This is a genomic window from Cupriavidus taiwanensis (assembly GCF_900250075.1).
GTDB lineage: Bacteria > Pseudomonadota > Gammaproteobacteria > Burkholderiales > Burkholderiaceae > Cupriavidus > Cupriavidus taiwanensis_C.
Window position 1 is genome coordinate 2,276,304 of the sequence record NZ_LT977070.1, and the last position, 24,623, is coordinate 2,300,926.

22 protein-coding genes are annotated in these 24,623 nt (G+C 65.9%); 2 read left to right on the forward strand and 20 right to left on the reverse strand.

Going from position 1 to position 24,623, the window contains the following annotated elements; genetic code table 11:
• Position 1: 1 nt before the first annotated feature.
• A complete protein-coding gene (scpB, locus tag CBM2588_RS10540; RefSeq protein ID WP_115680489.1) occupies positions 2-823 on the reverse strand; it encodes an SMC-Scp complex subunit ScpB in 822 nt (273 codons plus the stop codon).
• Between the two features lie 587 nt (positions 824-1,410).
• Positions 1,411-2,169 carry a sulfite exporter TauE/SafE family protein gene (locus CBM2588_RS10545; RefSeq protein WP_115680490.1) on the reverse strand — a complete coding sequence of 253 codons (759 nt, stop codon included), beginning with the start codon at positions 2,167-2,169 and terminating at the stop codon, positions 1,411-1,413.
• A 77-nt stretch (positions 2,170-2,246) separates the two neighbouring features.
• On the opposite strand from CBM2588_RS10545, the gene fnr reads away from it, so the two are divergent.
• Positions 2,247-2,972, forward strand: coding sequence for a fumarate/nitrate reduction transcriptional regulator Fnr (gene fnr / locus CBM2588_RS10550; RefSeq protein ID WP_018007730.1), 726 nt, complete (start codon positions 2,247-2,249; stop codon positions 2,970-2,972).
• Positions 2,973-3,026: 54 nt separating this feature from the next.
• On the opposite strand, the gene CBM2588_RS10555 is transcribed toward fnr, so the two are convergent.
• The 18 genes from CBM2588_RS10555 to ugpB all read right to left on the reverse strand — a co-directional run bounded on the left by CBM2588_RS10555 (position 3,027) and on the right by ugpB (position 23,570).
• Positions 3,027-3,272: a hypothetical protein gene (locus tag CBM2588_RS10555; protein ID WP_012353116.1), complete on the reverse strand. Its 246-nt coding sequence runs from the start codon at positions 3,270-3,272 to the stop codon at positions 3,027-3,029.
• The gene (locus CBM2588_RS10560) at positions 3,269-3,478 is read right to left on the reverse strand and encodes a FixH family protein (RefSeq protein WP_115680491.1); all 210 of its coding nucleotides are present in this window, start codon (positions 3,476-3,478) and stop codon (positions 3,269-3,271) included. The genes CBM2588_RS10555 and CBM2588_RS10560 overlap by 4 nt, the downstream gene beginning before the upstream one ends.
• A 43-nt stretch (positions 3,479-3,521) precedes the next feature.
• Positions 3,522-4,994: a cytochrome c oxidase accessory protein CcoG gene (ccoG, locus tag CBM2588_RS10565; RefSeq protein WP_115680492.1), complete on the reverse strand. Its 1,473-nt coding sequence runs from the start codon at positions 4,992-4,994 to the stop codon at positions 3,522-3,524.
• A 49-nt stretch (positions 4,995-5,043) separates the two neighbouring features.
• Positions 5,044-5,961: a cytochrome-c oxidase, cbb3-type subunit III gene (gene ccoP / locus CBM2588_RS10570; RefSeq protein ID WP_111517746.1), complete on the reverse strand. Its 918-nt coding sequence runs from the start codon at positions 5,959-5,961 to the stop codon at positions 5,044-5,046.
• Positions 5,962-5,963: 2 nt separating this feature from the next.
• Positions 5,964-6,128: a cbb3-type cytochrome oxidase subunit 3 gene (locus CBM2588_RS10575; protein WP_010809472.1), complete on the reverse strand. Its 165-nt coding sequence runs from the start codon at positions 6,126-6,128 to the stop codon at positions 5,964-5,966.
• A gap of 3 nt (positions 6,129-6,131) precedes the next feature.
• Complete coding sequence (gene ccoO, locus CBM2588_RS10580) at positions 6,132-6,791, reverse strand: cytochrome-c oxidase, cbb3-type subunit II (protein WP_115680493.1); 660 nt, start codon at positions 6,789-6,791, stop codon at positions 6,132-6,134.
• A gap of 18 nt (positions 6,792-6,809) precedes the next feature.
• Entirely contained in the window at positions 6,810-8,258 is a 1,449-nt protein-coding gene (gene ccoN / locus CBM2588_RS10585) for a cytochrome-c oxidase, cbb3-type subunit I (protein ID WP_115680494.1), read from the reverse strand.
• A gap of 151 nt (positions 8,259-8,409) precedes the next feature.
• Complete coding sequence (gene ccoS, locus CBM2588_RS10590) at positions 8,410-8,556, reverse strand: cbb3-type cytochrome oxidase assembly protein CcoS (RefSeq protein WP_010809469.1); 147 nt, start codon at positions 8,554-8,556, stop codon at positions 8,410-8,412.
• 2 nt (positions 8,557-8,558) lie between these two features.
• A complete protein-coding gene (locus CBM2588_RS10595; protein WP_115680495.1) occupies positions 8,559-11,162 on the reverse strand; it encodes a heavy metal translocating P-type ATPase in 2,604 nt (867 codons plus the stop codon).
• 102 nt (positions 11,163-11,264) lie between these two features.
• Positions 11,265-12,362, reverse strand: coding sequence for a cell division protein ZapE (gene zapE, locus CBM2588_RS10600; RefSeq protein ID WP_115680496.1), 1,098 nt, complete (start codon positions 12,360-12,362; stop codon positions 11,265-11,267).
• An 88-nt stretch (positions 12,363-12,450) separates the two neighbouring features.
• Entirely contained in the window at positions 12,451-13,875 is a 1,425-nt protein-coding gene (gene lpdA, locus CBM2588_RS10605; RefSeq protein WP_115680497.1) for a dihydrolipoyl dehydrogenase, read from the reverse strand.
• 102 nt (positions 13,876-13,977) lie between these two features.
• Positions 13,978-15,234 carry a 2-oxoglutarate dehydrogenase complex dihydrolipoyllysine-residue succinyltransferase gene (odhB, locus tag CBM2588_RS10610; RefSeq protein WP_115680498.1) on the reverse strand — a complete coding sequence of 419 codons (1,257 nt, stop codon included), beginning with the start codon at positions 15,232-15,234 and terminating at the stop codon, positions 13,978-13,980.
• Positions 15,235-15,321: 87 nt separating this feature from the next.
• Complete coding sequence (locus CBM2588_RS10615) at positions 15,322-18,174, reverse strand: 2-oxoglutarate dehydrogenase E1 component (protein WP_115680499.1); 2,853 nt, start codon at positions 18,172-18,174, stop codon at positions 15,322-15,324.
• Between the two features lie 328 nt (positions 18,175-18,502).
• A complete protein-coding gene (gene ugpQ, locus CBM2588_RS10620) occupies positions 18,503-19,249 on the reverse strand; it encodes a glycerophosphodiester phosphodiesterase (RefSeq protein ID WP_115680500.1) in 747 nt (248 codons plus the stop codon).
• A 1-nt stretch (position 19,250) separates the two neighbouring features.
• Entirely contained in the window at positions 19,251-20,351 is a 1,101-nt protein-coding gene (locus tag CBM2588_RS10625) for a sn-glycerol-3-phosphate import ATP-binding protein UgpC (protein ID WP_115680501.1), read from the reverse strand.
• Positions 20,352-20,361: 10 nt separating this feature from the next.
• Positions 20,362-21,210, reverse strand: a complete 849-nt coding sequence (gene ugpE, locus CBM2588_RS10630; RefSeq protein WP_092309164.1) for a sn-glycerol-3-phosphate ABC transporter permease UgpE — start codon at positions 21,208-21,210, stop codon at positions 20,362-20,364.
• Between the two features lie 12 nt (positions 21,211-21,222).
• Positions 21,223-22,104: a sn-glycerol-3-phosphate ABC transporter permease UgpA gene (ugpA, locus tag CBM2588_RS10635; protein WP_062800547.1), complete on the reverse strand. Its 882-nt coding sequence runs from the start codon at positions 22,102-22,104 to the stop codon at positions 21,223-21,225.
• 149 nt (positions 22,105-22,253) lie between these two features.
• A complete protein-coding gene (ugpB, locus tag CBM2588_RS10640; RefSeq protein ID WP_115680502.1) occupies positions 22,254-23,570 on the reverse strand; it encodes a sn-glycerol-3-phosphate ABC transporter substrate-binding protein UgpB in 1,317 nt (438 codons plus the stop codon).
• A gap of 192 nt (positions 23,571-23,762) precedes the next feature.
• Between ugpB and CBM2588_RS10645 the strand changes: the two genes are divergently transcribed.
• Positions 23,763-24,554: an HAD-IIB family hydrolase gene (locus tag CBM2588_RS10645; RefSeq protein WP_115680503.1), complete on the forward strand. Its 792-nt coding sequence runs from the start codon at positions 23,763-23,765 to the stop codon at positions 24,552-24,554.
• Positions 24,555-24,623 lie beyond the last annotated feature (69 nt).

The following is a 24,623-nucleotide window of genomic DNA, read 5'->3' on the forward strand; positions in this document are numbered from 1 at the left end:
TTCAGTTCGGCACGCGCTCGTCGTGCTCGCTCGGGTGCGGCGGGGTGCCGTCGTCCGGCAGCTGTTCCCGCGCCCCGTCCGGAGAAGTTGCGCCCGGTTCGGCGGCATCGCCCGAACCCGCCTCAACCACCGTCTCGGCGGCCGGCTGCGCGTCAAAGCCATCGACGCCGTCTTCGGGCGCGGCGGTTTCGCTTTCAGGCGCGTGCGCCGGCTCAGCAAAGGCTTCCTCGTCGGCGCTGGCCGGCTTGTTCGCCGCCAGGTCTTCGAAGTTGATCGCCTGCTGCTCCAGCAAGGCGGCCTGCGCCTGCGCCTGGGCGTCTTCCAGCGGCGGCAGCTCGTCCAGCGTGCGCAGCCCGAGGTCGTCCAGGAATGCCTTGGTGGTGGCATACAGCGCCGGGCGACCCGGCACGTCGCGATGGCCGATGACCTCGATCCAGCTGCGGTCCTCAAGCTTCTTGATCACTTCCGTGCTGACCGTCACGCCGCGGATTTCCTCGATATCGCCACGGGTCACCGGCTGGCGGTAGGCGATGATCGCCAGGGTCTCCATCACCGCACGCGAGTATTTTGGCGGTTTTTCCGGATTCAGGCGGTCGAGGTATTCCCGCATTTCGGGCCGGCTCTGGAACCGCCAGCCGCTTGCCAGCGCCACCAGCTCCACGCCGCGCGGGCGCCAGTCCTGGCGCAGTTCGTCCAGCAGCACGCGGATGGTGTCTGCGCCGACGTCATCGTCGAACAGGCGGCGCAGATCGTTGACGCGCAACGGTTCCTGCGCGCAGATCAGCGCCGTCTCGAGGACGATCTTCGCCTCTTGGGTATTCATGTTGATGGTGTGCAGCCTGTCTTTGCACCTGCTCCCGGACGGATCCGGGGCACCGGAGATTTTGGATACAGCGGTGCCAAAGCCACCGCCATCTCATTGCGCAGCGAGCCGGATACCTGCCGTACCCAGGCCGTGCACTTCCCTTTCTTTGCATCGAGTTGCCGGGGCTTCCGGCAGGAGATCGTCCGCATGCCGTCATAGATCGGCCAGCGAACCTCTTGCGTCGCTCGTCCGCACAAACGGACATCGCGGTCGGCGAACTGAACGCCTCGGACGCAAGAAAATACGGGTATCGGGAGCAAGGCCGGCATCTACCACGCCGCAGCGCCAACCGGACTTTTGAACCAGATCTTTTGAACCGGATGGACCGCGGGGACTGGCGCTCATCGAAAGCCTTCCGCTTTCCCGCGTCCCGAGCGCGCCTTCGGATAGGAAGACCGCCAGGCGCTGATCGCCGCTGCTTACCGCAGCCTGTCTGACTCCGCGCGATACCGCAATGCTGGCGATTGTATGGCATTCCCGGCTCCGCCTGCAACCATCATCCTGCTTGCGCGGGGTGCCGGCGCCGCAGGATGCCGCATGGGGCATCAAAACACCAGGCAAAAGCCCTGTTCCGCCAGCGAATGTGGCAGCAGCACCGCTCGCGCGACGCCAAGACATCCGAACGCCATCACGGCGAGGCCCGCGCCCAGGCGTACCACCGGGCGCCGCGACCACAGCCTCAGATAGCCAGAAAGCCCGGAAAGCACCAGCAGGTTCGGCAGCGTACCCAGTCCGAACACGCCCATCACCAGCGCGCCCGAGCCGGCATTCCCTGCCAGCAGCGCCAGCGTCAGCGCACCGTAGACCATGCCGCACGGTACCAGCCCCCAGGCCAGGCCCACGCCATAACGCCGGGCCAGCCCGCCGCGCGTCCGCACGAAGGCCGGCAACGCGCCGGCAAGACCGCCGAGCCGGCCGGCCACCGCCGGGCCGGCTCGCGCCGCCAGCCGCTCCAGCCAGTTCACGGTAAAGGTACTGCCGCGCAGCAGGCGCCATCCCGACCACAGCAGCATCAGGCTGCCGGCGCCGAACAGCCACCGCTGCACTGGCAGGTAGTCCTGCTTCCAGGCGGTGGCACCGGCGGCACCCAGCGCGGCACCGAGCAGCATATAGGTGGTAATCCTGCCAAAGTGCATCAACAATAACTCGCCGAGCCATGCAGTGCGGCTGCGCACCAGGGTGACCGGCGCTGCCTTGCCGCGCCGCTGCTCCACGGCCAGCGCCACGCCGCCGCACATGGCGGCGCAGTGCACGCCGCCCAGCAGAGCGAGCAGGAAAACGCTGATCAATACTCCAAATGTCAATTCTGTCTCCCTGCCGGATCACATCGCACGGTAAAATGCCCATATCGTGCCCCGCTGCCATTTCTAGCAGGTTCCAATTGCTCACTTCCATCCCCATTACCGAGATGTCGCCCCGCTGCTCCACCTGTGCGATGGGACAGCTGTGCCTCCCGGTTGGCATGTCGCAGCAAGACCTTGCCAAGATCGACACGCTGGTGCAGGAACGCATCCGCGTGCACAAGGGGGAAACCCTTTACCGCATGGGTGACCCGCTCACCGCGGTCTACGCCATCCGCTTCGGTACGCTCAAGACGCATGTCACCACCGAAGACGGACGCTCGCAGATTACCGGGTTCCACCTGCCCGGTGAAATCGTCGGCCTCGACGGCCTGGGCGAGATGCAGCATGCGTCCGATGCGACCGCACTCGAAGATACCGAGGTATGCGTGGTCCGCATGAACGATCTGCAGACGCTGTCCGCCGACCTGCCTTCGCTGCAACAGCAGTTCCTGCGCCTGATGGGCAAGGAAATCACGCACGACCAGCTGATGCTGGTCACGCTCGGCTCGATGCGCGCCGAGGAACGCCTCGCCGCCTTCCTGATCAACCTGTCGGAACGGCTGTCGGCGCGCGGTTATTCGGCGTCCGAGTTCGTGATGCGCATGAGCCGCGAAGAGATCGGCAGCTACCTCGGGCTGAAACTCGAGACCGTGAGTCGCCTGTTCTCGCGCTTTGCCGAGGCCGGGCTGATCCAGATCCGCCAGCGGCATGTCAAGCTGATCGACATCGACGGCATCAAGCAACTCTACAGCCGTAGCTGCTGAGCCACCGCGGCGTTGCCGCGCCGCCTCCGGCGCCGGCAACGCGATAGCACTTCCCTATTCCAGTTCGTCCGTATCCGCCAGCCGCGTCGGCATGGTGTACAGCGTCAGCCCGCTGGACAACGCGCAGAACACCCACGCCAGCAGGAAGCCGACGGTATAGACCGACTCGCGCGACGATTCGATCGGATGGCCGAAGAATTTGAGGTCGCCCGGATCGACGACGGAAAAAACCGTCGCCGTCGCCAGGCCCGCCATCAGGAAGCCCGGCCACAGCACCCACATCAGCCAGCGCAACCTCATGGCTGCCTCGCTGCCGCGGACTTGGGCGCCACCGCTTCCACCTTCTCGACCACCAGGCCATGCCGCGCCACGCCCTGCACCGGCAGGTCGGGGTGTGCCGACGCCAGCCAGATCGTCACGCCGCACGCCACCATGGCCACCAGCGGACCGGCCATCAGCAGCCATGGCCACGGTTCCTTCCACCACGGATTGCCTTGCTGACTCATCTTGCCCCCTTCGTCCTGGCGACTACGTGTGAGTCGCCTAGCTTCACAAATCGCGCGGCACGATAAAACTGGTGGATTGCCGGATTTCAGCATGCCCCTGCTCCGTGCCTTCGCTCGTTACCGTTACGTTGATCTTGTGCGTGCCTTGCCTGGCGGCCTCTATCGGCACGCGGATGCGGATCGGCAGCAGCCGGTTGGAGGTTGGCGCCAGCGATTCGGCCTGCTTGTCGTATTCGACCGTCAGGTCCTTCAGTTCATCGCTGTCGGCACGCACGCGGATCTGCATCGGCGCCTCGGTGGTGTTGATCAGTTGCAGCCGATAGACGTTCTCGATCCAGCGCCCTTCCACCTCCCGGCCCAGCGCACCGCGATCGCGGATGATGTCGACCTTCAGCGGCGTGCGCAGCATGATCGACGCCATGAACCCCGCCAGCAGCGCCACCCAGATCACCGAGTAGATGATGACGCGCGGACGCAGCAGGCGCTTGCGCGATGCCGCAGCGGACAGGCCCTTGCGCATTGCGTTTTCCGAGGTGTACCGGATCAGCCCGCGCGGGTAGTCCATCTTGTCCATGACCTGGTTGCAGGCGTCGATGCAGGCGCCGCAGCCAATGCACTCGTACTGCAGGCCATCGCGGATGTCGATGCCGGTCGGGCACACCTGCACACAGATGCTGCAGTTGACGCAATCGCCAAGCCCGGCCTGGTGATGGTCCGTCTTGCGCGAGCGGCTGCCGCGCGGCTCGCCGCGGCCGACGTCATAGGTCACGACAAAGGTGTCGCGGTCCACCATCACGCTCTGGAAACGCGCGTAGGGGCACATGTACTTGCATACTTGCTCGCGCATGAAGCCTGCGTTGCCCCACGTGGCGAACGCGTAGAACAGCATCCAGAATGCCTGCCAGGGGCCCAGCGTCAGCGCCAGTACCTCGCCGCCCAGTTCGCGGATCGGCGCAAAGTAGCCGATGAACGTGAAACCGGTCCACAGTGCGATCAGCACCCACAGGAAATGCTTGGTTGCCTTGATGCGGAACTTGCGCAGGCTCCACGGGTCCCCGTCGAGGCGGATGCGGGCGATGCGGTCGCCTTCGACCCGCCGCTCGATCCACATGAAGATCTCGGTGTAGACCGTTTGCGGGCACGCGTAGCCGCAGAACAGCCGTCCCGCGATCGCCGTGAACAGGAACAGCGCCAGCGCGGAGATGACCAGCAGCACCGCCAGGTAGATCACGTCCTGCGGCCACAGCACCAGCCCGAAGATATAGAACTTGCGCTCGCCAAGGTCAAACAGCACGGCCTGGCGTCCGTTCCATTGGAGCCAGGGCGTGCCGTAGTAGATCAGCTGGGTCAGGATCACCAGCCAGACCCGCCAGCTGGAGAACGCGCCCTTCACCGAACGCGGATAGATTTTGCGGCGGACCTCGTAAAGGGTTTCTTCCGAGGTCTCGCCCGGCGCAGCGGCCGACCGTTGCAGGTCGGCCGCCCGGGCCACTTCTTCGGTCCCGGGCGCATTCATGGGCGAGTTCTCCCGCGAGCCTCGAGCGCTCGCTCACATGAGTCGTCGATCATTGCCCGGCTCCGCCTCCCGTATTGGACAACCCCCACACATAGGCCGTCAGCATGCGGATGCGTTCGGGCGTCAGGATTTCCTCATGTGCCGGCATATGGTTGTTGTGGCCCTTCAGGATGGCCTCGACGATGCTGGCTTCCGAGCTGCCATAGAGCCAGACATTGTCCGACAGGTTCGGCGCACCGAGGGCCTGGTTGCCCTTGCCGCCGGCGCCGTGACAGGCCACGCAGGTGGTCTTGAACGCGCCTTCGCCGCGCGACACGCGGATCGGATCCGACGACAGCCCGGACAGCGAACGCACGTACTGCGCCACGTCGCCCGCCTGCTTGGCATCGATGACAGCGCCAAACGGCGGCATCACGCCATTGCGGCCCTTGGCGATGGTCTGGCTGATGGTCTCGGGCTCGCCGCCGTACAGCCAGTCGTTGTCGGTCAGGTTGGGGAAGCCCCGGCTGCCGCGCGCATCGGAGCCATGGCACTGCGCGCAGTAGTTCAGGAACAGGCGCTGGCCGATCTCGCGTGCCTGCGGGTCCGCCGCCACCTGCTTGACGTCCATCTTCAGGTACTTGCCGTAGATCTCGTTCTGCATGCGTTCCTGCGCCGCGCGGTGCGCGGCCAGTTCGCCCTGCGTGGAGAACTTCAGCACGCCGGCGTACGAGCCCAGGCCCGGATACAGCACAAGGTAGGCCAGGCCGAAGATGCAGGCCAGCAGGAACATCCACATCCACCAGCGCGGCAGCGGGTTGTTCAGTTCACGCAGGTCGCCATCCCAGACATGGCCGGTATCTTCCGTGCCGCCTGGGGTCTTGGTGATCTTGCGTTGGGAGAACAGCAGCCATACGCACCAGACGATGCCGATGAGCGCGATGGCGGCAATGTAGTAACTCCAGAAATCGGAAATGAAATCGCTCATGGCTAGGTGTTCCGGCTCGATGTTGTCGTAGTTTCGTCAGGCAGCGCGAACGGCAGCATGGCGGATTCGCGGTTGGCGGCCTGGCGGCCGGCGGACCAGGCCCACCAGCAGATGCCGAGGAAAACGACCATGGACACGACGGTCGCGATGGCGGTGATCATGGCCATGGCTTACTCCTTCGGTGCCGCGGCGGCGGCATCGACGCGCACATTGCGACGGTTGGTGCCGAGGCCCTGCAGGTAGGCAACCAGCGCGTCTTCCTCGGTCTTGCCTTTCAGCTCTTCCGGCGCCTTTGCGATGTCGGCGTCGGTGTACGGCACGCCCAGCTTGACCAGCGCGCGCATGCGCGCCTGGATATCGTTGGTGGGCAGCTCGGCCTTCTCCAGCCACGGGTACGACGGCATCACGGATTCCGGCACCACGTCGCGCGGGTTGCGCAGGTGGATGCGCTGCCAGTCGTCGGAGTAGCGTCCGCCCACGCGCGCCAGATCGGGGCCGGTACGCTTGGAGCCCCACAGGAACGGATGGTCGTAGACCGATTCACCGGCGGTGGAGTAATGGCCGTAGCGCTCGGTCTCGGCCTGCAGCGTGCGCACCTGCTGCGAGTGGCAGCCGACGCAGCCTTCGCGGATATAGATATCGCGCCCCATCAGCCGCAGCGGCGAATACGGCGTGATGCCCGGATCCGGCTCGGTGGTGGAGTGCTGGAAGAACAGCGGCACGATCTGGACCAGACCCGCGATGCTGACCACGAGGATCGTGCAGATGATCAGCCAGCCGATGTTCTTCTCCAGCGTTTCGTGGGAAAAGAAGCGTTGTTTGTCGGACATCTTTCTATCCTGGATTGATCAGTGGGCGGAGGCGGCGATGCTGGCCGGAATCGGCGCATCCACGGCGGGCTTGCCGACGATGGTCTTGGCGATGTTGTAGGCCATCAGCAGCATGCCGGACAGGAAGCACATGCCACCCAGCAGGCGAATCAGGTAGAACGGATATTTGGCCTTGACCGCTTCGACGAAGGCGTAGGTCAGCGTGCCGTCCGGCTGCGTGGCGCGCCACATCAGGCCTTCCATCACACCCGCGATCCACATCGAGGCGATATACAGCACCACGCCGATGGTCGCGATCCAGAAGTGCCATTCGATCAGGCGCACGCTGTACATCTGCTTCTCGCCGAACAGCCGCGGGACCAGGTAGTAGAGCGAACCGATGGAGATCATCGCGACCCAGCCCAGCGCGCCGGAGTGGACGTGGCCGATGGTCCAGTCGGTGTAGTGCGACAGCGCGTTGACGGTCTTGATCGACATCATCGAGCCTTCGAAGGTCGACATGCCGTAGAACGACAGCGCCACCACCAGGAACTTCAGGATCGGGTCAGTGCGCAGCTTGTGCCAGGCACCCGACAGCGTCATGATGCCGTTGATCATGCCGCCCCACGACGGCGCCAGCAGGATCAGCGAGAACACCATGCCGAGCGACTGCGCCCAGTCCGGCAGCGCGGTGTACTGCAGGTGGTGCGGGCCGGCCCACATGTAGGTGAAGTTCAGCGCCCAGAAGTGGACGATGGACAGGCGGTAGGAAAAGATCGGACGCTCGGCCTGCTTGGGAATGAAGTAGTACATCATCCCCAGGAAGCTGGTGGTCAGGAAGAAGCCGACCGCGTTATGGCCGTACCACCACTGGATCATCGCGTCCTGCACGCCGGCATAGGCCGAGTAGGACTTCCACAGCGACACCGGCATCTCGATGTTGTTGACGATGTGCAGCAGCGCGATGGTCAGGATATAGGCGCCGAAGAACCAGTTGGCGACGTAGATATGCCGGGTCTTGCGCTTGACGATGGTGCCGAAGAACACGATCGCGTAGGCCACCCAGACCGCGGTGATCAGCAGGTCGATGGGCCATTCGAGTTCGGCGTATTCCTTGGAGCTGGTGATGCCCAACGGCAGCGTGATGGCGGCTGCGACGATGACCAGTTGCCAGCCCCAGAACGTGAAAGCGGCCAGCGGGCCGCAGAACAGGCGCGCCTGGCAGGTACGCTGGACCACGTAGTAGGAAGTGGCAAACAGCGCGCTGCCGCCGAAGGCGAAGATCACCGCATTGGTATGCAGCGGACGCAGCCGGCCGAACGACAGCCACGGTGTATTGAAATTGAGTTCGGGCCAGATCAGCTGTGCTGCCAGCAGCACGCCGACGGCCATGCCGACGATCCCCCAGACTACCGTCATGACAGCGAACTGTCTTACGACGCCGTAATTGAAGGTGTCGACGCGTGAAGACGCGGCAGTGACATCCATTCAGACCCCCAAAGCTTAGAGAAAATAAAAAACCTACTGACAGTGTGACTTTAGAAAAACCATGCCACGGGTGCGTTGATCTTTATCAAGCCGCTCCGGGCACGTCTTGAACCTGCGCGCGCGGCTCCGGTCCGAGGCACGCGCCGCGGGCTCACGGCTTGTCGTTGTCCAGCAGGATCGATTCGGCAGGCCGGTCCAGGTCGTCGTACTGCCCGGCATGAAGTGCCCACCACAGCGCGCCCGCGATGACCACCACGAGCACCAGGCTCATCGGCACCAGCAGGTAAAGCGTTTCCATCGTCAGGCTCCGTTATGCCGCGACGCAGGCCGCGACGCAGGCCGCGACGTGCGCCGCGGCTTGCCGGCGCGCAGCAGGCGCCAGGCATTGGCCACCACCAGCAGCGAGGACAGCGACATGCCGATGCCCGCCATCCACGCCGTCACCAGCCCGGTCGCCGCCAGCGGAATGGCGACCACGTTGTAGAAAAAGGCCCAACCCAGGTTCTGGCGCACCACCCGGCGCGTCTGGCGCGACACGGCCAGCGCCGTCGCGATCTCGGCCACGCCGCCGTGTGTCAGCACCGCGTCCGCGCCGGCCTGGGCCAGCGGCGCGCCGCTGCCGATCGCAATCGATACCTGCGCCTGCGCCAGCACCGGCGCGTCGTTGATGCCGTCGCCGACGGCCAGCACCACGGCCCCGTCCTGCTGCAGCCGCGCCACGTAGTCGCGCTTGCCTTCGGGCGTGACCTCGCCGGCCATGCGCTCGATGCCGAAGTGCGCGGCCCACCAGTGCACCGCCGCCATGTTGTCGCCCGATACCAGGTGGCAGCGCACGCCCAGTTCGCGCAAGCGTGCCAGCAGCATCGGCGTTTCCTGGCGTTCGACGTCGGCCAGCACGAAGCGCGCCAGCGCGCCGGTCTCGGCGCCCAGCCAGACCACCGTGGCGCCGGGATGCATAAGGTTGTCGGCAGCGGCCGGCGCAGGCTGGCCAGCACCGCCCAGCGCCAAGACAAAATCGGCGCGGCCGAGGCGCAGGCGGCGGCCCGCGACCACCGCCTCGAGACCGGCACCGGGAACGTTGCGCATGTCGCTGACGTGCAGCGGCAGGCCCGTCAGATCGGGCGCCGCCGCCACCAGCGCGCGCGCGATCGGGTGCTCGCCGCCACGCTCCATCGCTGCGGCCAGCGTCAGGCATCGAGCGGAATCGGCTTCTCCCAGCGGCTCGACCGCCGCCACGGCAAAGCGGCCCTCGGTCAGCGTGCCGGTCTTGTCGAGCACCACGTCGGTGACGCGGGCGAGCGTTTCCAGCGCGTGGCCGCGCGCCAGCAGCACGCCGCGCCGCGACAGCGCCGCGCCGGCCGCGGCCAGTGCCGCCGGCGTAGCCAGCGACAACGCGCACGGGCAGCTGACCACCAGCACCGCGATGGTCACCAGCAAGGCCCGCGACGGATCGATCCAGAGGCCCCAGACCATGCCGGTCAGTGCCGCCAGCACCAGCAGCGTCGCCACGAACCAGCCCGCCACGCGGTCGGCCAGTGTCGCCAGGCGCGGCTTCTCGGCCAGCGCGCGGTCCAGCACCGCGACGATCTCGGCCAGGCGGGTGCCGGCGCCGACGCGGGTCACGCGCAGTTCCAGCGGGCTGGCGGTATTGAAGCTGCCAGCCAGCACGGTGTCGCCGGCGCAGCGGCGCACCGGCCGGCTTTCGCCGGTCAGCATGGATTCATCGAGTTCGCTGGTGCCCGAAGTGACCGCGCCGTCCGCCGGGACGATCTCTCCCGCCTTGACGCGGATCAGGTCGCCCGCGCGCAGCCGCGCGACCGGGATGCGCTCGCCCGCCGCACCGGCCGTGGCCAGCCGCTCGCACGTGGCGGGCAACTGGCGCGCCAGCATTTCGGCACCGCTGCGCGAGGCCTGGCGCACGCGCAGTTCCAGGTAGCGGGCCAGCAGCAGGAAGGCGACGAACATCGTCACCGAATCGAAATAGACCTCGCCCACGCCGCGCACGGTGGCCAGCGCACTGGCGGCAAAGCCCGCGGCGACGCCGATCGCCACCGGCACGTCCATGCCCATATGGCGCTGGCGCAGGCTGCGCCAGGCGCCGGCGAAGATCGGCGAGGCGGCATAGCACACCACCGGCAAGGTCAGCGCGAAGCTGGCCCAGCGCATCAGCTGCAGCTGGCCGGGATCGATGGTGGCTTCGTGGGTATAGATCGGCCATGCGTACATCATCACCTGCATCATGCCGAGCATGGCCACCGCCATGCGCATCAGCAGGCCGCGGCGCGCGCGGCGGTCCTGCAGGTCGGTGCGCGAGACTTCGAAGGGCCAGGCCATGTAGCCGATGCCGGCCAGCGCCGCCAGCAGCCCCGACACCGTCTGGGCGTCGTCGCGCCAGCGCACCACCACGCGCCGCGTGGCGACATTGGCGACCGCCGATTCCACGCCCGGCTGGCGCGACAGATGCTGCTCGATCAGCCAGGCGCAGGCGGCGCAGCGGATATTCTCGGGAGCCAGCGTGATCTCGGCGCGGCCGCCGTCGAGCGGGCGGACAAATTGCGCGCGCAGTTCCGGGGCATCGTAGGCAGCCCAGACCGGCTCGGCCTGGCGCCGGGCATCGTCGTCGATGGGCCGGGCGAAGCGGGCTTCGTCGCCGTACAGGTGGGCAAAGCCGGCCGCATGGAGGGTCTGCGCCAGGGCCTGGCAACCGCCGCAGCAGAATACGCGGCGGCTGCCGTCCAGGTCGGCGGCGAGCGGTTCGGCATCGGTGACCGGCAACCCGCAGTGGAAGCATGCCAGCGCCGCGCCGGCGCCGCGCGCAGCCATGTCCGCGCCATCGTGCCCGACGGGCGGCGGAAATGGCGCCAGCATGCTGACGGAAGGACTGGTGGCTGGGGGCGGCGACATGGGGACCTTTTTCTACCCCGTCGAGGATATAGGCCGCCCCCCGATTTCAACTTGATATAGATCAAGGCGGCCTGGGTGCGTCGCCCCGGGCCTGAAACACGGTCAGGTGAGCGTCGTATCCATGGTGCGGCGCTCGGATTCCAGGTACTCGCGCGACTGCATCTCGATGATGCGCGACACGGTGCGATGGAATTCGTTGGCCATCTGGCCTTCGGTATAGAGTTCGTCGGCCGGCACTTCCGCCGACATCAGCAGCTTGACCTTGTGGTCGTAGAAGACGTCGATCAGCCAGGTGAAGCGGCGTGCCTCGGACGACATCCGCGGCGTCATGCGCGGCACGTCGGACAGGATCACCGTATGGAACTGCGAAGCCAGTTCCAGGTAGTCGTTCTGCGAGCGCGGGCCGCCGCACAGCGTGGCAAAGTCGAACCACACCACCCCGTTGGCCTTGCGCAGCGAGCGCAGCTCGCGGTGCTCGATATGCAGCAGCGGCGACTCGTCGGCGACGCCGGCAATCGAAGTGAAGGCATCCCGCAGCGCCGAGTTGGCCTTGGCGTCCAGCGGGGTGTGGTAGGCCTGCACCTGTTCCAGCGCGCGCTTGCGGTAGTCGATGCCGGCATCGACATTGAGCACGTCCAGCTTCTGCTGCAGCAGCGCGATGGCGGGCAGCACGCGGTCGCGGTGCAGGCCATCGGTGTACAGCAGGTCGGGCCGGTAGTTGGAGGTCATCACGAACTGCACGCCGTTGTCGAACAGCTGCTGCAGCAGGCGATGCAGGATCATCGCGTCGGCGACGTCGCTGACATGGAATTCGTCGAAGCAGATCAGGCGGAAACGGCGCGCGATGCGCCTGGCCAGTTCGTCGAGCGGGTCGGGACGGCCGCGCAGCTCTTCCAGCTGGCGGTGCACCTCGCGCATGAATTCATGGAAATGCAGCCGCGTCTTGCGCACCACCGGCACGCAGGTATAGAAGCTGTCCATCAGGAACGACTTGCCGCGCCCCACCCCGCCCCACATATAGACGCCCTGCGGCACATCGGGGCGCACCAGCAGCTTTTTCAGCGCGTTGTTGCGACGCCCCTTGTAGGCGACCCATTCGTCGTAGCACTGCTGCAGCCGGGCCACGGCGCGCAGCTGGGCCTCGTCGGACTGGTAGCCGCGCTCCTTCAGTTCCTTCTCGTAGTACTCGGTGACGTTCATGCTCGGGGCTCACGCGGCACGGGCCGCAAGTGAAAACGGCGCGCCGCAGGACGGCGCGCCGGTACTCAGGCAGCGGCGGACATGCGCCTTACATATTGAGTTGACGCTTGTCGACGGCGAGCGCGGCTTCGCGCATGACTTCCGACATCGACGGGTGCGGATGGCAGACGCGGCCGATATCCTCGCTGGCGGCCTTGAACTCCATCGCCACCACGGCTTCGGCGATCAGGTCCGAGGCGTTGGCGGCAACGATGTGCACGCCCAGGATCTCGTCGGTCTTGGCGTCCGCCAGCATCTTGACGAAGCCGTCGGCGTGGCCCATGCCAAGCGCACGGCCGTTGGCCATGAACGGGAACTGGCCGGCCTTGAACTCGCGGCCTTCGGCCTTGAGCTGGGCTTCGGTCTTGCCGACCCATGCGATTTCCGGGAAGGTGTAGATCACCCACGGAATGCAGTTGTAGTCGATATGCGGCTTCTGGCCGGCGATGCGCTCGGCCACGGCCACGCCCTCGTCCTCGGCCTTGTGCGCCAGCATCGGGCCGCGCACCACGTCGCCGATGGCCCACAGGCCCGGCACCTTGGTGGCGCAATGGTCGTCCACCTCGATAAAGCCGCGCTGGTCGACCGCCAGGCCGACTGCGTCCAGGCCCAGCTTGTCGGTATTCGGCACGCGCCCGACCGACACGATCAGGCGATCGACTTCCAGCGTCTGGGCCGCGCCATCCTTGTCGGTGTACTTGACCGTCACGCCCTTCTTGCCGGTGGTGACTTCGTCCACCTTCACGCCGAGGCTGAACTTCAGGCCCTGCTTGGTCAGCTGCTTCTGCGCTTCCTTGGCCACGCCTTCGTCGGCGGCGCCCAGGAAGGCGGGCAGCGCTTCCAGCACGGTCACGTCCGAACCCAGGCGGCGCCACACCGAACCCAGCTCCAGGCCGATCACGCCGGCGCCGATCACGCCCAGCTTCTTCGGCACGGACGGAAACTTGAGCGCGCCTTCGTTATCGCTGACCAGGTCGTTGTCGACGGTGATGCCGGGCAGGTGGCGGGCCTTCGAACCGGTGGCGATGATGACCTGCTTGGCGGTCACCACTTCACCAGCGATCTCGACCTGGAAGCCCTCGGCGGTCTTGCCGACGAACTTGCCGTAGCCCTTGAGCAGCGTCACCTTGTTCTTGCGGAACAGGAACTCGATGCCCTTGGTCATCTTGCCGACGATATCGTCCTTGCGCTTGAGCATCTTGGCCACGTCGACCTTGACGTCGCCCACGGTGATGCCGTGGTCGCCCAGGTGGTGCTGGACGTTCTCGAACTCTTCCGAGGAAGCCAGCAGCGCCTTGGAGGGGATGCAGCCCACGTTCAGGCAGGTGCCGCCCAGGCGGGCTTCGCCCTTGGGATCGTCATACGCATTGCCTTCGCAGCAGGCCACGTTCAGGCCCAGCTGGCCGGCACGGATGGCGGCGATATAGCCGCCGGGGCCGGCGCCGATCACCAGCACGTCGAATTGTTTGCTCATGGAAATTCCTTGTTGGGCGCCGGCTGCAACGCGTGCCGGCGCGCCGTGATCACGGGAGCGCGCTCCCCGCGCACGCGCTGGCGTGCGCGGAGGGACCGGCTGTTACAGGTCCAGCAGCAGGCGCGCCGGATCTTCCAGTGCGTCCTTCATGGCGACCAAGCCCAGCACGGCTTCGCGGCCGTCGATGATGCGGTGGTCGTAGGACATCGCCAGGTAGTTCATCGGACGGATCACGATCTGGCCGTCTTCCACCACCGGGCGGTCCTTGGTGGCGTGCACGCCCAGGATGGCCGATTGCGGCGGGTTGATGATCGGGGTCGACAGCATCGAGCCGAACACGCCGCCGTTGGAGATCGAGAACGTACCGCCGCTCAGCTCTTCCAGCGACAGCTTGCCGTCACGGGCCTTGACGCCGAACTCGGCGATCTTCTTCTCGATGTCGGCCAGGCTCATCTGGTCGGCGTTGCGCAGGATCGGCACCACCAGGCCACGCGGCGAACCGACGGCGATACCGATGTCGAAGTAGCCGTGGTAGACGATGTCGTTGCCGTCGATCGAGGCGTTGATCAGCGGGAACTTCTTCAGCGCGTGCACCGCGGCCTTGACGAAGAACGACATGAAGCCCAGCTTCACGCCGTGTTCCTTCTCGAAGCGGTCCTTGTACTTGTTGCGCAGGTCCATCACCGGCTTCATGTTAACTTCATTGAAGGTGGTGAGGATGGCGTTGGTGGCTTGCGACTGCAGCAGGCGCTCGGCGATGCGGGCGCGCAGGCGGCTCATCGGCACGCGCTCTTCCGGACGGTCGCCCAGGGCGGCAAAGTCGACCGGAGCCGAAACCTGCTGCAGGGCCGGCTTGGCGGCCGGGGCCGGAGCGGCCTTGGCGGCAGGGGCCGGCGCGGCGGCCGCGCCCAGCACGTCGCCCTTGGTGATGCGGCCGTCCTTGCCGGTACCGGCAACCTGGCCGGCCGACAGGCCGGCTTCGGCCATCAGCTTGGCGGCCGACGGCATGGCCACGGCGCCGGCGGCGGCCGGAGCGGCGGCGGCTGCAGCGGCCGGGGCCGGTGCGGCGGCGGCAGGAGCCGGAGCGGCGGCGGCCGGGGCGGCGGCGCCAGCGGTGGCTTCGGTGTCGATCTTGGCGATGATTTCATCGGCCACCACGGTGTCGCCGTCGTTCTTGACGATCTGCGACAGCACACCGGCCGACGGGGCCGGCACTTCCAGCACGACCTTGTCGGTTTCGATTTCGATCAGGATCTCGTCCTGGGCAACGGCTTCGCCTGGCTTCTTCTTCCAGTTGAGCATGGTCGCTTCGGCGACCGATTCGGAGAGTTGCGGAACCTTGACGTCAACGATAGCCATGGTGGTGAATTCCTCGTGTTATGCGTGTTGTCTTGATGCTGGCGATGCCACGGGGCGCCTGCGCGCGCCGCCGTGGCTGCCGACTGATTACTTGGTCAGAACAAAGCCCTTGAGCTTGCCGAAGGCCGCGTCCAGCAGCGCCTTCTGTTGCTCGTTGTGCTTTGCGTAGTAGCCCACCGCCGGCGAAGCCGAAGCGGGGCGACCGGCATAACCGAGCTTCTGGCCGTCCGTCATGTTTTCCATGATGTAGTGCTGCACGAAGAACCAGGCGCCCTGGTTCTGCGGCTCGTCCTGGCACCACAGGATCTCGTTGGCGTTCGGGTACTTCTTCAGTTCCGCGGCCAGCGCCTTGTGCGGGAACGGGTACAGCTGTTCCAGGCGGATGATCGCGGTGTCGTTGGCCTCGCGTTCCTTGCGGGTGTTGACCAGGTCGTAGTACACCTTGCCCGAGCACATGATGACGCGCTTGACCTTGCTGGCGTTCAGTTCTTCGTGGTCGCCGATGACGGTCTCGAAATGGCCCTTGGCCAGGTCGGACAGCGGCGACACCGCATCCTTGTTACGCAGCAGCGACTTCGGCGTCATGATCACCAGCGGCTTGCGGAACAGGCGGATCATCTGGCGGCGCAGCAGGTGGAAGATCTGGGCCGGCGTGGTCGGCTGGCAGACCTGCATATTGTGGTCCGCGCACAGCTGCAGGAAGCGCTCGATGCGCGCCGAGCTGTGTTCCGGACCCTGGCCTTCGTAGCCGTGCGGCAGCATCAGCGTCAGGCCCGAGGCACGGCCCCACTTCACTTCACCCGACGAGATGAACTGGTCGATCACCACCTGGGCGCCGTTGACGAAGTCGCCGAACTGGGCTTCCCAGATCACCAGCGCATTCGGTTCGGCGGTCGAGTAGCCGTATTCGAAGCCGAGCACGGCCTCTTCGGACAGCACCGAGTCGATCACCGTGAACGGTGCCTGGTTCTCCGACACGTTCTGCAGCGGCACGTAGCTGCCGGCATCCCAGCGCTCGCGGTTCTGGTCGTGCAGCACCGCGTGGCGATGGGTGAAGGTGCCGCGGCCGGCGTCCTGGCCGGTAATGCGCACCGGGTAGCCCGAGGCCACCAGCGAGGCGAAGGCCAGGTGCTCACCCATGCCCCAGTCCAGCGGCTGGTCGCCGCGGCCCATGTTGGCGCGGTCCTTGACCACCTTCTCGACCAGCGGGTGCAGCTTCAGGTGTTCCGGGATGGCGGTGATGCGTTCGGCCAGGCGCTTGAGCTCGGTCACCGGCACGGCGGTGTCGGCGGCGTCGGTCCACTTGCGGTTCAGGAACGGCATCCAGTCGACCGCGAACTTGTTCTTGAAGTTCGACAGCACCGGATCGGCGGTGTGCTTGCCGGCGTCCATCGCGGCCCGGTATTCCTTGACTTTCTCGTCGCCGAAATCGGCCGGGACCAGGTTTTGCGCGGCCAGCTTGTCGGCGTACAGCTTGCGCGTGCCGGGGTGCTGGGCGATCTTCTTGTACATCAGCGGCTGCGTGACCGCGGGGGTGTCCTGCTCGTTGTGGCCCAGCTTGCGGAAGCAGATGATGTCGACCACGACATCCTTCTTGAACTCCATGCGGAAGTCCACCGCCAGCTGCATGGCGTACACCACGGCTTCGGGGTCGTCGCCGTTCACGTGCAGCACCGGGGCCTCGATCATCTTGACCACGTCCGTGCAGTACAGCGTCGAACGGGCGTCGCGCGGGTCGGAGGTGGTGAAGCCGATCTGGTTGTTGATGACGATGTGCATCGTGCCGCCCGTGCCGTAGCCGCGGGTCTGCGCGAGGTTCAGCGTCTCCATGACCACGCCCTGGCCGGCAAAGGCGGCATCGCCGTGCACTTGCACCGGCAGCACTTCCATGTTGCCGACGGCGCCGCGGCGTTCCTGGCGGGCCTTGGCCGAGCCTTCGACCACCGGGTTGACGATTTCCAGGTGCGACGGGTTGAATGCCAGCGACAGGTGGATCGGGCCGCCCTCGGTCGAGACGTCGCTCGAGAAGCCCTTGTGGTACTTGACGTCGCCGGCCGGCAGGTCATCGACGTGCTTGCCTTCGAATTCGGCGAACAGGTCGGCGGGCATCTTGCCCAGGGTGTTGACCAGCACGTTCAGGCGGCCGCGGTGGGCCATGCCGATCACGATTTCCTGCACGCCCTTGCTGCCGGCGTGCTGGATCAGCTCGTCCATGGCGGCGATGAAGCTCTCGCCGCCTTCCAGCGAGAAGCGCTTCTGGCCGACATACTTGGTGTGCAGGAAGCGCTCCAGGCCTTCGGCCGCGGTCAGGCGGTCAAGGATGTGCTTCTTCTTTTCCAGCGTGAACACAGGCTTGGAGCGCGTGGTTTCCAGGCGCTCCTGCCACCAGCGCTTCTGCGCCTGGTCGCTCACGTACATGAATTCGAAGCCGATGGTGCCGCAATACGTTTCGCGCAGGTTGTTGAGCAGCTCGCGCAGGCTCATCGACTCCTTGCCGAAGTAGGTATTGCTGGCGTTGAAGACGATATCGAGATCGGCTTCGGAAAAACCGTAGAAGGCGGGGTCCAGATCCGGCAGGGGCGGACGCTCCTGGCGCTTGAGCGGGTCCAGGTCAGCCCAGTGCGAACCGATGTTGCGGTAGGCGGCGATCAGCTGCGTGGCAGCGACGCGCTTGCGGCCCATGTCGGAATCGGCCGATGCAACGATGGTGCGGATGGGACCTTGCTTGGCGCGCTCGGCGAACGAGGCAACGATGGGAGCGTGGGCGATATCCCGGCCGTTCGAGCCGTCGACGGCGGGAACGTTCTGCATGGCGTCGAAGTACGCGCGCCAATTGTCGGGAACCGAGGCGGGGTTCTGGAGGTAGGCTTCGTACAGTTCTTCGACATAGGGGGCGTTGCCGCCGAAGAGGTACGAATTGCTCTGATACTGCTGCATCATGGGACGCTCACTTTTCTCCGGGTCTGCCGGAGTTCAGCGGGTTATTCAACCTTCCGCGACACGGCTTGACCGGTTAGCGGATCGCAAACAACTCTTGGGAGCCTGTGGAGGCACTTACGCAAACGGCACCACCAGGGTGCCGCATGCGATGGCCGCCTCACAAGGCGCGAAAGGGCAAGTTGTGCGGGGAAGGACCTTAAGTCTTCACGGCGGTAAGGATAGCACGGATTGCGTTTGATCAATGTGGACTTTTCGCGATATGAAACACAGTCGCGCGACAATTCCAACCGCGTTCAGCGAATTCGCAACAGCCGCACAACAATTTGAATCACGGGGCGATCTGGTCAACGGCGTCGGTGATCACCGCATCGAGCCCCCACTCCAGCAACTGCGCCGCCCGCGCTGGATCGTTGACGGTGTAGGCCAGCACGCGCAGGCCGGCCGCATGTGCGGCGGCGATCACGCCGGCATCCAGCTCGCGATGGTTGGCGTCGAGCGCGACGCAGCCGAGCCGGCGCACACGATCGAGCCAGTCGCCGGGCAACTGGTCCAGCAGCAGCGCGCGCGGCAGCCCTGGCGCGACACGCGCCGCGGCGGCAAGCGCCTCCTCCGAAAACGAGGACAGCAGCGGCGGCACCTCGGCGCCATCCCACAGCGACTGGGCGTCGAGCGCCACCGCGGCGCCGGTGCGCGCCTCGGTGCCGGGCATCGGCTTGATCTCGATATTGACCAGGAAGCCGTTGGCGCAGGTGTAGCGCGCGATCGCCGCGAGCGTCGGCACCGGCTCGCCGGCGAAGGCCGGGCCGTGCCAGCTGCCGGCGTCGAGCAGCGCCAGTTCGCCCAGCGTCAGCGCATCGACCCGGCCCTGGCCGCTGGTGGTGCGCTCAAGGGTGGCGTCGTGCATCAGCACCGGCTTGCCGTCGGCCGACAGCTTCACGTCGAACTCGAACATGCGGTAGCCAAAGCCGGCGCCGTGGCGAAACGCCGCCAGCGTGTTCTCCGGCGCCAGCTTGCCGGCGCCGCGGTGCGCGATGTGGCTGGGATAGCGCCAGGCGTTGTCGGTTGCGGTGGTCATGTCAGGCCTCGATGCGCTTGCCGGTGTCCGGCGCAAAGAAATGCAGGTGCTCGGCCGACGAAGTCACCGGCAGGCGGTCACCGGCGCGCACGCGCGCATGGCTGTCCAGCCGCACCACCACGGCCTGCCCGCCGAGCGAACCGTAGGCGAAGGAATCCGCGCCCAGCGCCTCGACCACGCGCACATCGACTTCCGCGATCGCCTCATGCGCGGCGCACGGCTCGATATGCTCCGGCCTCAGCCCCAGCAGTGCCTGCTCCGGCAGGTGCAGCCCCATCGGCAGGTGACCGAGCGTGGCATTGGCGGCTTCGCCCTCCTTCGCCACCACGCGCATCTGCGCGTTGGTGTTGCCGCCGGCGTTGCGCGCCACCGGGATCAGGTTCATCGGCGGCGAGCCGATAAAACCGGCCACGAAGGTGCTGGCCGGCCGCGCATAGACTTCGAGCGGCGTACCGATCTGCTCGACCCGGCCGGCATTGAGCACCATCATGCGATCGGCCAGCGTCATCGCCTCGACCTGGTCGTGCGTCACATAGAGGCTGGTGGTGCCCAGGCGCCGGTGCAGCTCCTTGAGCTCCAGCCGCATCTGCACGCGCAGCTTGGCGTCGAGGTTGGACAGCGGCTCGTCGAACAGGAATACCGCCGGCTCGCGCACGATGGCGCGACCCATGGCAACGCGCTGGCGCTGCCCGCCGGAAAGCTGGCGCGGCTTGCGCTCGAGCAGCGGCGCGAGCTCGAGAATGCCGGCCGCGTGGTTGACGCGCTGCGCGATCTCGGCCTTGCCCATGCCGCGGATTTTCAGGCCGTAGGCCATGTTGTCGTACACGCTCATATGCGGGTAGAGCGCGTAGTTCTGGAACACCATGGCGATGTCGCGCTCGGCCGGCTCCAGCTGGTTGACCACCTTGTCGCCGATATGGATCTCGCCGCCGGTGATGGTTTCCAGCCCGGCCACCATCCGCAGCAGCGTGGACTTGCCGCAGCCCGAGGGCCCGACGATGACGATGAACTCGCCGTCGGCGATTTCCATGTCGATGCCATGCACGACCTGGGCGCCGCCGGCGTAGGTTTTCTGAACGTTGCGTAGTGACAGTTTTGCCATTGTGTTCCGCTTATTTCTCGGTTTCGACCAGGCCCTTGACGAACCACTTCTGCATCAGCACCACCACCACCGCGGGCGGGATCATGGCCAGCATCACCGTGGCCATCACCAGGTTCCAGTCGGTGGCGGCATCGCCCGAGCGCGAGATCATCTGCGTCACGCCCACCACCACCGGCGTCATCGATTTCTGCGTGGTGATCAGCAGCGGCCACAGGTACTGGTTCCAGCCGTAGATGAACTGGATCACGAACAGCGCGGCGATGCTGGTACGCGACAGCGGCAGCACCACGTCCCAGAAAAAGCGCAGCGGCCCGGCGCCATCGATGCGCGCGGCTTCGGCCAGCTCATCGGGAATGGTCAGGAAGAACTGGCGGAACAGGAAGGTCGCCGTCGCCGACGCGATGATCGGAATCGTCAGCCCGAAGTAGCTGTCGAGCAGCCCCAGGTCCGACACCACCTTGTAGGTCGGCAGGATGCGCACCTCGACCGGCAGCATCAGCGTGATGAAGATCAGCCAGAAGAAGGTCTTGCGCAGCGGGAACTTGAAATAGACGATGGCAAAGGCCGAGATGATCGAGATCGCGATCTTGCCCAGCGCGATGCCGAGCGCCATGATCAGGCTGTTCTTCATCATGGTCGAGACCGGCGACGCGGCCTCGCCCACGCCCTGGAACAGCACGGTGCGATAGTTGTCGATCAGGTGGCTGCCGGGGATCAGCGTCATCGGCGCGTCGAGCACCTCTTCGGCGGTCAGCGTCGACGCGACGAAGGTCAGGTACACCGGGAACACCACGATGACGATGCCGAGGATCAGCACCGCGTGGGTCAGGAAATCGAGAAAGGGACGACGTTCTACCATGGGCTGTCTCCGTCAGTACTGGACCTTGCGTTCCACGTAGCGGAACTGCACCACGGTCAGCGCGATCACGATCACCATCAGCACCACCGACTGCGCGGCCGAGCCGCCGATATCCATGCCGCGGAAGCCGTCATGGAAGACCTTGTACACCAGCGTGTTGGTCGAATTGAACGGCCCGCCGTGCGTGACCGCGTCGATGATGGCGAAGGTATCGAAGAACGCGTAGACCACGTTGATCACCATCAGGAAGAAGGTGGTCGGCGACAGCAGCGGGAACACGATCGACCAGAAGCGGCGCCACGGGCCCGCGCCGTCGATGGCGGCGGCCTCGATCAGCGAGCGCGGGATGCTCTGCAGCCCGGCCAGGAAGAACAGGAAGTTGTAGCTGATCTGCTTCCAGGCCGCGGCCAGCACCACCAGCAGCAGGGCCTGGTTGCCGTTGAGCAGGAAGTTCCATTCGACGCCGAGCTTGCGCAGCGCAAACGACACCACGCCCAGGGTCGGGTTGAACATGAACATCCACAGCACGCCCGCCACCGCCGGCGCCACCGCATATGGCCAGATCAGCAGGGTCTTGTAGCCCACCGCGCCGCGGATCACGCGGTCGGCAAAATAGGCCAGCGCCAGCGCGGTGGTCAGGCCGACCACGGTCACGCCCACGGCAAAGATGGCGGTGACCTGGAATGACTCGACATAGAGCGGGTCGTTCCACAGCATGCGGAAGTTGTCCAGGCCGACGAACTCCAGGTTGATGCCGAAGGCATCCTGTTGCAGCATCGACTGGTACAGGGCCTGCCCGGCGGGCAGGAAAAAGAAGATCAGCGTGATCGCGATCTGCGGCAACACCAGCAGATACGGCAGCCACGGCGAACGGAACACGACGCGTTTTTCCATGAACGGATTCCGGCGGATGCCGCGGATGGCGGCATCGGACTAGGTATGAGGTGGCGGGCGACACCGATCGGTGCCGGCCACAAAGCAAGCGGGCGGAGGTTTCGCCGCCGCCCGCCTGTCACGTCAGCCTGCTGGCAAGGCCCGGCGCCTTATTCGCGCGCGGTCTTCTGGAAGCGCTCCAGCAAGTCGTTGCCGCGTGCCACCGCCGAGTCCAGCGCTGCCTTGGGCTCCTTCTTGCCGGCCCAGACGGCTTCCAGCTCCTCGTCGACCACGGTGCGGATCTGCACCATATTGCCCAGGCGCACGCCGCGCGACTTGTCGGTGGTCTTGACCACCATCTGCTGCACCGAGACGTCGGCGCCGGGGTTCTTGTCGTAGTAGCCCGATTTCTTGGTGGCCTCGTAGGCGGCCATGGTCACCGGCAGGTAGCCGGTGGCCTGGTGCCAGTCAGACTGGATCTCGGGGCGCGACAGGTAATTGAAGAACTTGGCGACGCCCTTGTACTCTTCAGGCTTCTTGCCGCCCATCACCCACAGCGACGCGCCGCCGATGATGGTGTTCTGCGGCGCGCCCTGCACGTCCGGGTAGTACGGCAGCTGCGCCACCGCGAACGCGAACTTGGCGTTCTTGCGGATATTGGCCAGCGACGCCGACGAGCCGGTGAACATGGCGCATTCGCCGTTGTAGAACTTGGCCTGCGATTCGGCCTTGCGCCCGCCATAGCTGAAGTAGCCCTTCTTCACCATGTCCTGCAGGTTGGTGACGTGCTTGACGTGCAGCGGGCTGTTGAAGACCAGGCGCGTGTCGGTGCCGCCGAAGCCGTTGTTCTTGGTGGCGTACAGCGTGTTGTGCCAGGCCGAGAAGCTCTCCAGGTGGACCCAGCCCTGCCAGTCGGTGGTGTAGGCGCAGTTGGTGCCCGAGGCCTTGAGCTTGGCCGAATACTGCATCACCTCGGGCCAGGTCTTGGGCGGCTTTTCCGGATCCAGGCCGGCCTTCTTGAAGGCGTCCTTGTTGTAGTAGAACACCGTGGTCGAGCTGTTGAACGGGAACGACAGCATCTCGCCCTTGGACGAGGTGTAGTAGCCCGCCACGGCCGGGATGTAGGCCTTCTGGTCGAACTTCTCGCCGGCGTCCTTCATCACGGTCGACACCGGCTTGATCGCGCCCTTGGCGCTCATCATGGTGGCGGTGCCGACCTCGAACACCTGCAGGATCGCCGGCGCGCCGCCGGCGCGGAAGGCGGCGATGCCCGCCGCCATGGTCTCGTCGTAATTGCCCTTGTTGACCGGCACCACCTTGTATTCGGACTGGCTGGCGTTGAACTTGTTGGCGATTTCGTTCACCTTGTCGTTCAGCGCGCCCTGCATGGCGTGCCACCACTGGATTTCAACGGCGGCGTGCGCGCTGCCGGCCCCGGTCAGGGCGGCCAGCGCGGCGAGTTTGAGCACGGTACGGGATACGGACATCGAAAGCCCTCCTTGGTCTGTCTGTTGCAGTCAGTCAAATCCGACAGCATGTGATTTTTTTGTGACAGCGGCATGTTACGCCGGTCGCACCTGCGCAAGCAAATCAGCAGATTCACCAGTATGGCCGTCTGACTGCTTTTTGCAGTGCAATAAACGAATTTGGCCGCAGATCCACGGTTACAATGGCCCGCCATGCAATCCCTGAACAAGCTCTCTAATACGGCGCTGCGCAACGTGCGCGGCGTGCTGACCGACATCGACGGCACCCTGACCACCGACGGGCGGCTGCCGGCCTCGACCTACCTGGCCCTCGACGGCCTGCGCCGGGCCGGCCTGCATGTGATCCCGGTGACCGGGCGCTGCATCGCGTGGGCCGAGATCCTGACGCGGCTATGGCCGGTCGATGCCATCATCGGCGAGAACGGCGCGTTTTATTCGCACCTGCACAACGGCCGGCTGCAGACCCGCTTCCTCGACGACGCAGAGACGCGCGCGCGCAACCTCGAGCGCATCCACGCATTGGGTCAGCGCATCGTGCGCGAGGTGCCCGGCTGCGCGCTGGCCTCCGACCAGGCCTGGCACGCCGCCGACCTGGCCGTCGACCATGCCGAGGACGTGGTGCCGCTGCCCGAGGACGCCGTCGCGCGCATTGCTGCGCTGATGCGCGAGGCCGGCATGACCGCCACCGTCAGTTCCATCCATGTCAACGGCTGGTTCGGCCGGCATGACAAGCTGTCGATGAGCAAGCTGTGCGTGGCCGAGCTGCTGGGCGAGGACGTCGATGCACGGCGCGACCAGTGGCTGTTTATCGGCGACTCGGCCAACGATGCGTCGATGTTTGCGCATTTCCCGCTGTCGGTGGGGGTGGCCAACGTGCGCGATATCCTGCCGCAGCTGCCGGTGCCGCCGGCTTACATCACCACCGCCGCGGGTGGCGAGGGTTTTGCGGAGATGGCGCAGCGGCTGATCGAGGCGCGCGGCTGAACCCGGCCCCGCAAAAGAAATACGGCCGGGAATCATCCCGGCCGTTTTGTTCTTTGCCTTGTGCCCACC

Coding starts and splice junctions, on each gene's coding strand:
- ccoN (WP_115680494.1), bottom strand. CDS start 8,258: ATGGATGTCACTGCCGCGTCTTCACGCGTCGACACCTTCAATTACGGC.
- CBM2588_RS10615 (WP_115680499.1), bottom strand. CDS start 18,174: ATGATGCAGCAGTATCAGAGCAATTCGTACCTCTTCGGCGGCAACGCC.
- zapE (WP_115680496.1), bottom strand. CDS start 12,362: ATGAACGTCACCGAGTACTACGAGAAGGAACTGAAGGAGCGCGGCTAC.
- ugpA (WP_062800547.1), bottom strand. CDS start 22,104: ATGGAAAAACGCGTCGTGTTCCGTTCGCCGTGGCTGCCGTATCTGCTG.
- ugpQ (WP_115680500.1), bottom strand. CDS start 19,249: ATGACCACCGCAACCGACAACGCCTGGCGCTATCCCAGCCACATCGCG.
- ccoO (WP_115680493.1), bottom strand. CDS start 6,791: ATGTCCGACAAACAACGCTTCTTTTCCCACGAAACGCTGGAGAAGAAC.
- CBM2588_RS10575 (WP_010809472.1), bottom strand. CDS start 6,128: ATGGCCATGATCACCGCCATCGCGACCGTCGTGTCCATGGTCGTTTTC.
- ugpB (WP_115680502.1), bottom strand. CDS start 23,570: ATGTCCGTATCCCGTACCGTGCTCAAACTCGCCGCGCTGGCCGCCCTG.
- ugpE (WP_092309164.1), bottom strand. CDS start 21,210: ATGGTAGAACGTCGTCCCTTTCTCGATTTCCTGACCCACGCGGTGCTG.
- lpdA (WP_115680497.1), bottom strand. CDS start 13,875: ATGAGCAAACAATTCGACGTGCTGGTGATCGGCGCCGGCCCCGGCGGC.
- ccoG (WP_115680492.1), bottom strand. CDS start 4,994: ATGAATGCGCCCGGGACCGAAGAAGTGGCCCGGGCGGCCGACCTGCAA.
- odhB (WP_115680498.1), bottom strand. CDS start 15,234: ATGGCTATCGTTGACGTCAAGGTTCCGCAACTCTCCGAATCGGTCGCC.
- CBM2588_RS10555 (WP_012353116.1), bottom strand. CDS start 3,272: ATGAGGTTGCGCTGGCTGATGTGGGTGCTGTGGCCGGGCTTCCTGATG.
- scpB (WP_115680489.1), bottom strand. CDS start 823: ATGAATACCCAAGAGGCGAAGATCGTCCTCGAGACGGCGCTGATCTGC.
- ccoS (WP_010809469.1), bottom strand. CDS start 8,556: ATGGAAACGCTTTACCTGCTGGTGCCGATGAGCCTGGTGCTCGTGGTG.
- CBM2588_RS10595 (WP_115680495.1), bottom strand. CDS start 11,162: ATGTCGCCGCCCCCAGCCACCAGTCCTTCCGTCAGCATGCTGGCGCCA.
- CBM2588_RS10645 (WP_115680503.1), top strand. CDS start 23,763: ATGCAATCCCTGAACAAGCTCTCTAATACGGCGCTGCGCAACGTGCGC.
- CBM2588_RS10625 (WP_115680501.1), bottom strand. CDS start 20,351: ATGGCAAAACTGTCACTACGCAACGTTCAGAAAACCTACGCCGGCGGC.
- ccoP (WP_111517746.1), bottom strand. CDS start 5,961: ATGAGCGATTTCATTTCCGATTTCTGGAGTTACTACATTGCCGCCATC.
- CBM2588_RS10560 (WP_115680491.1), bottom strand. CDS start 3,478: ATGAGTCAGCAAGGCAATCCGTGGTGGAAGGAACCGTGGCCATGGCTG.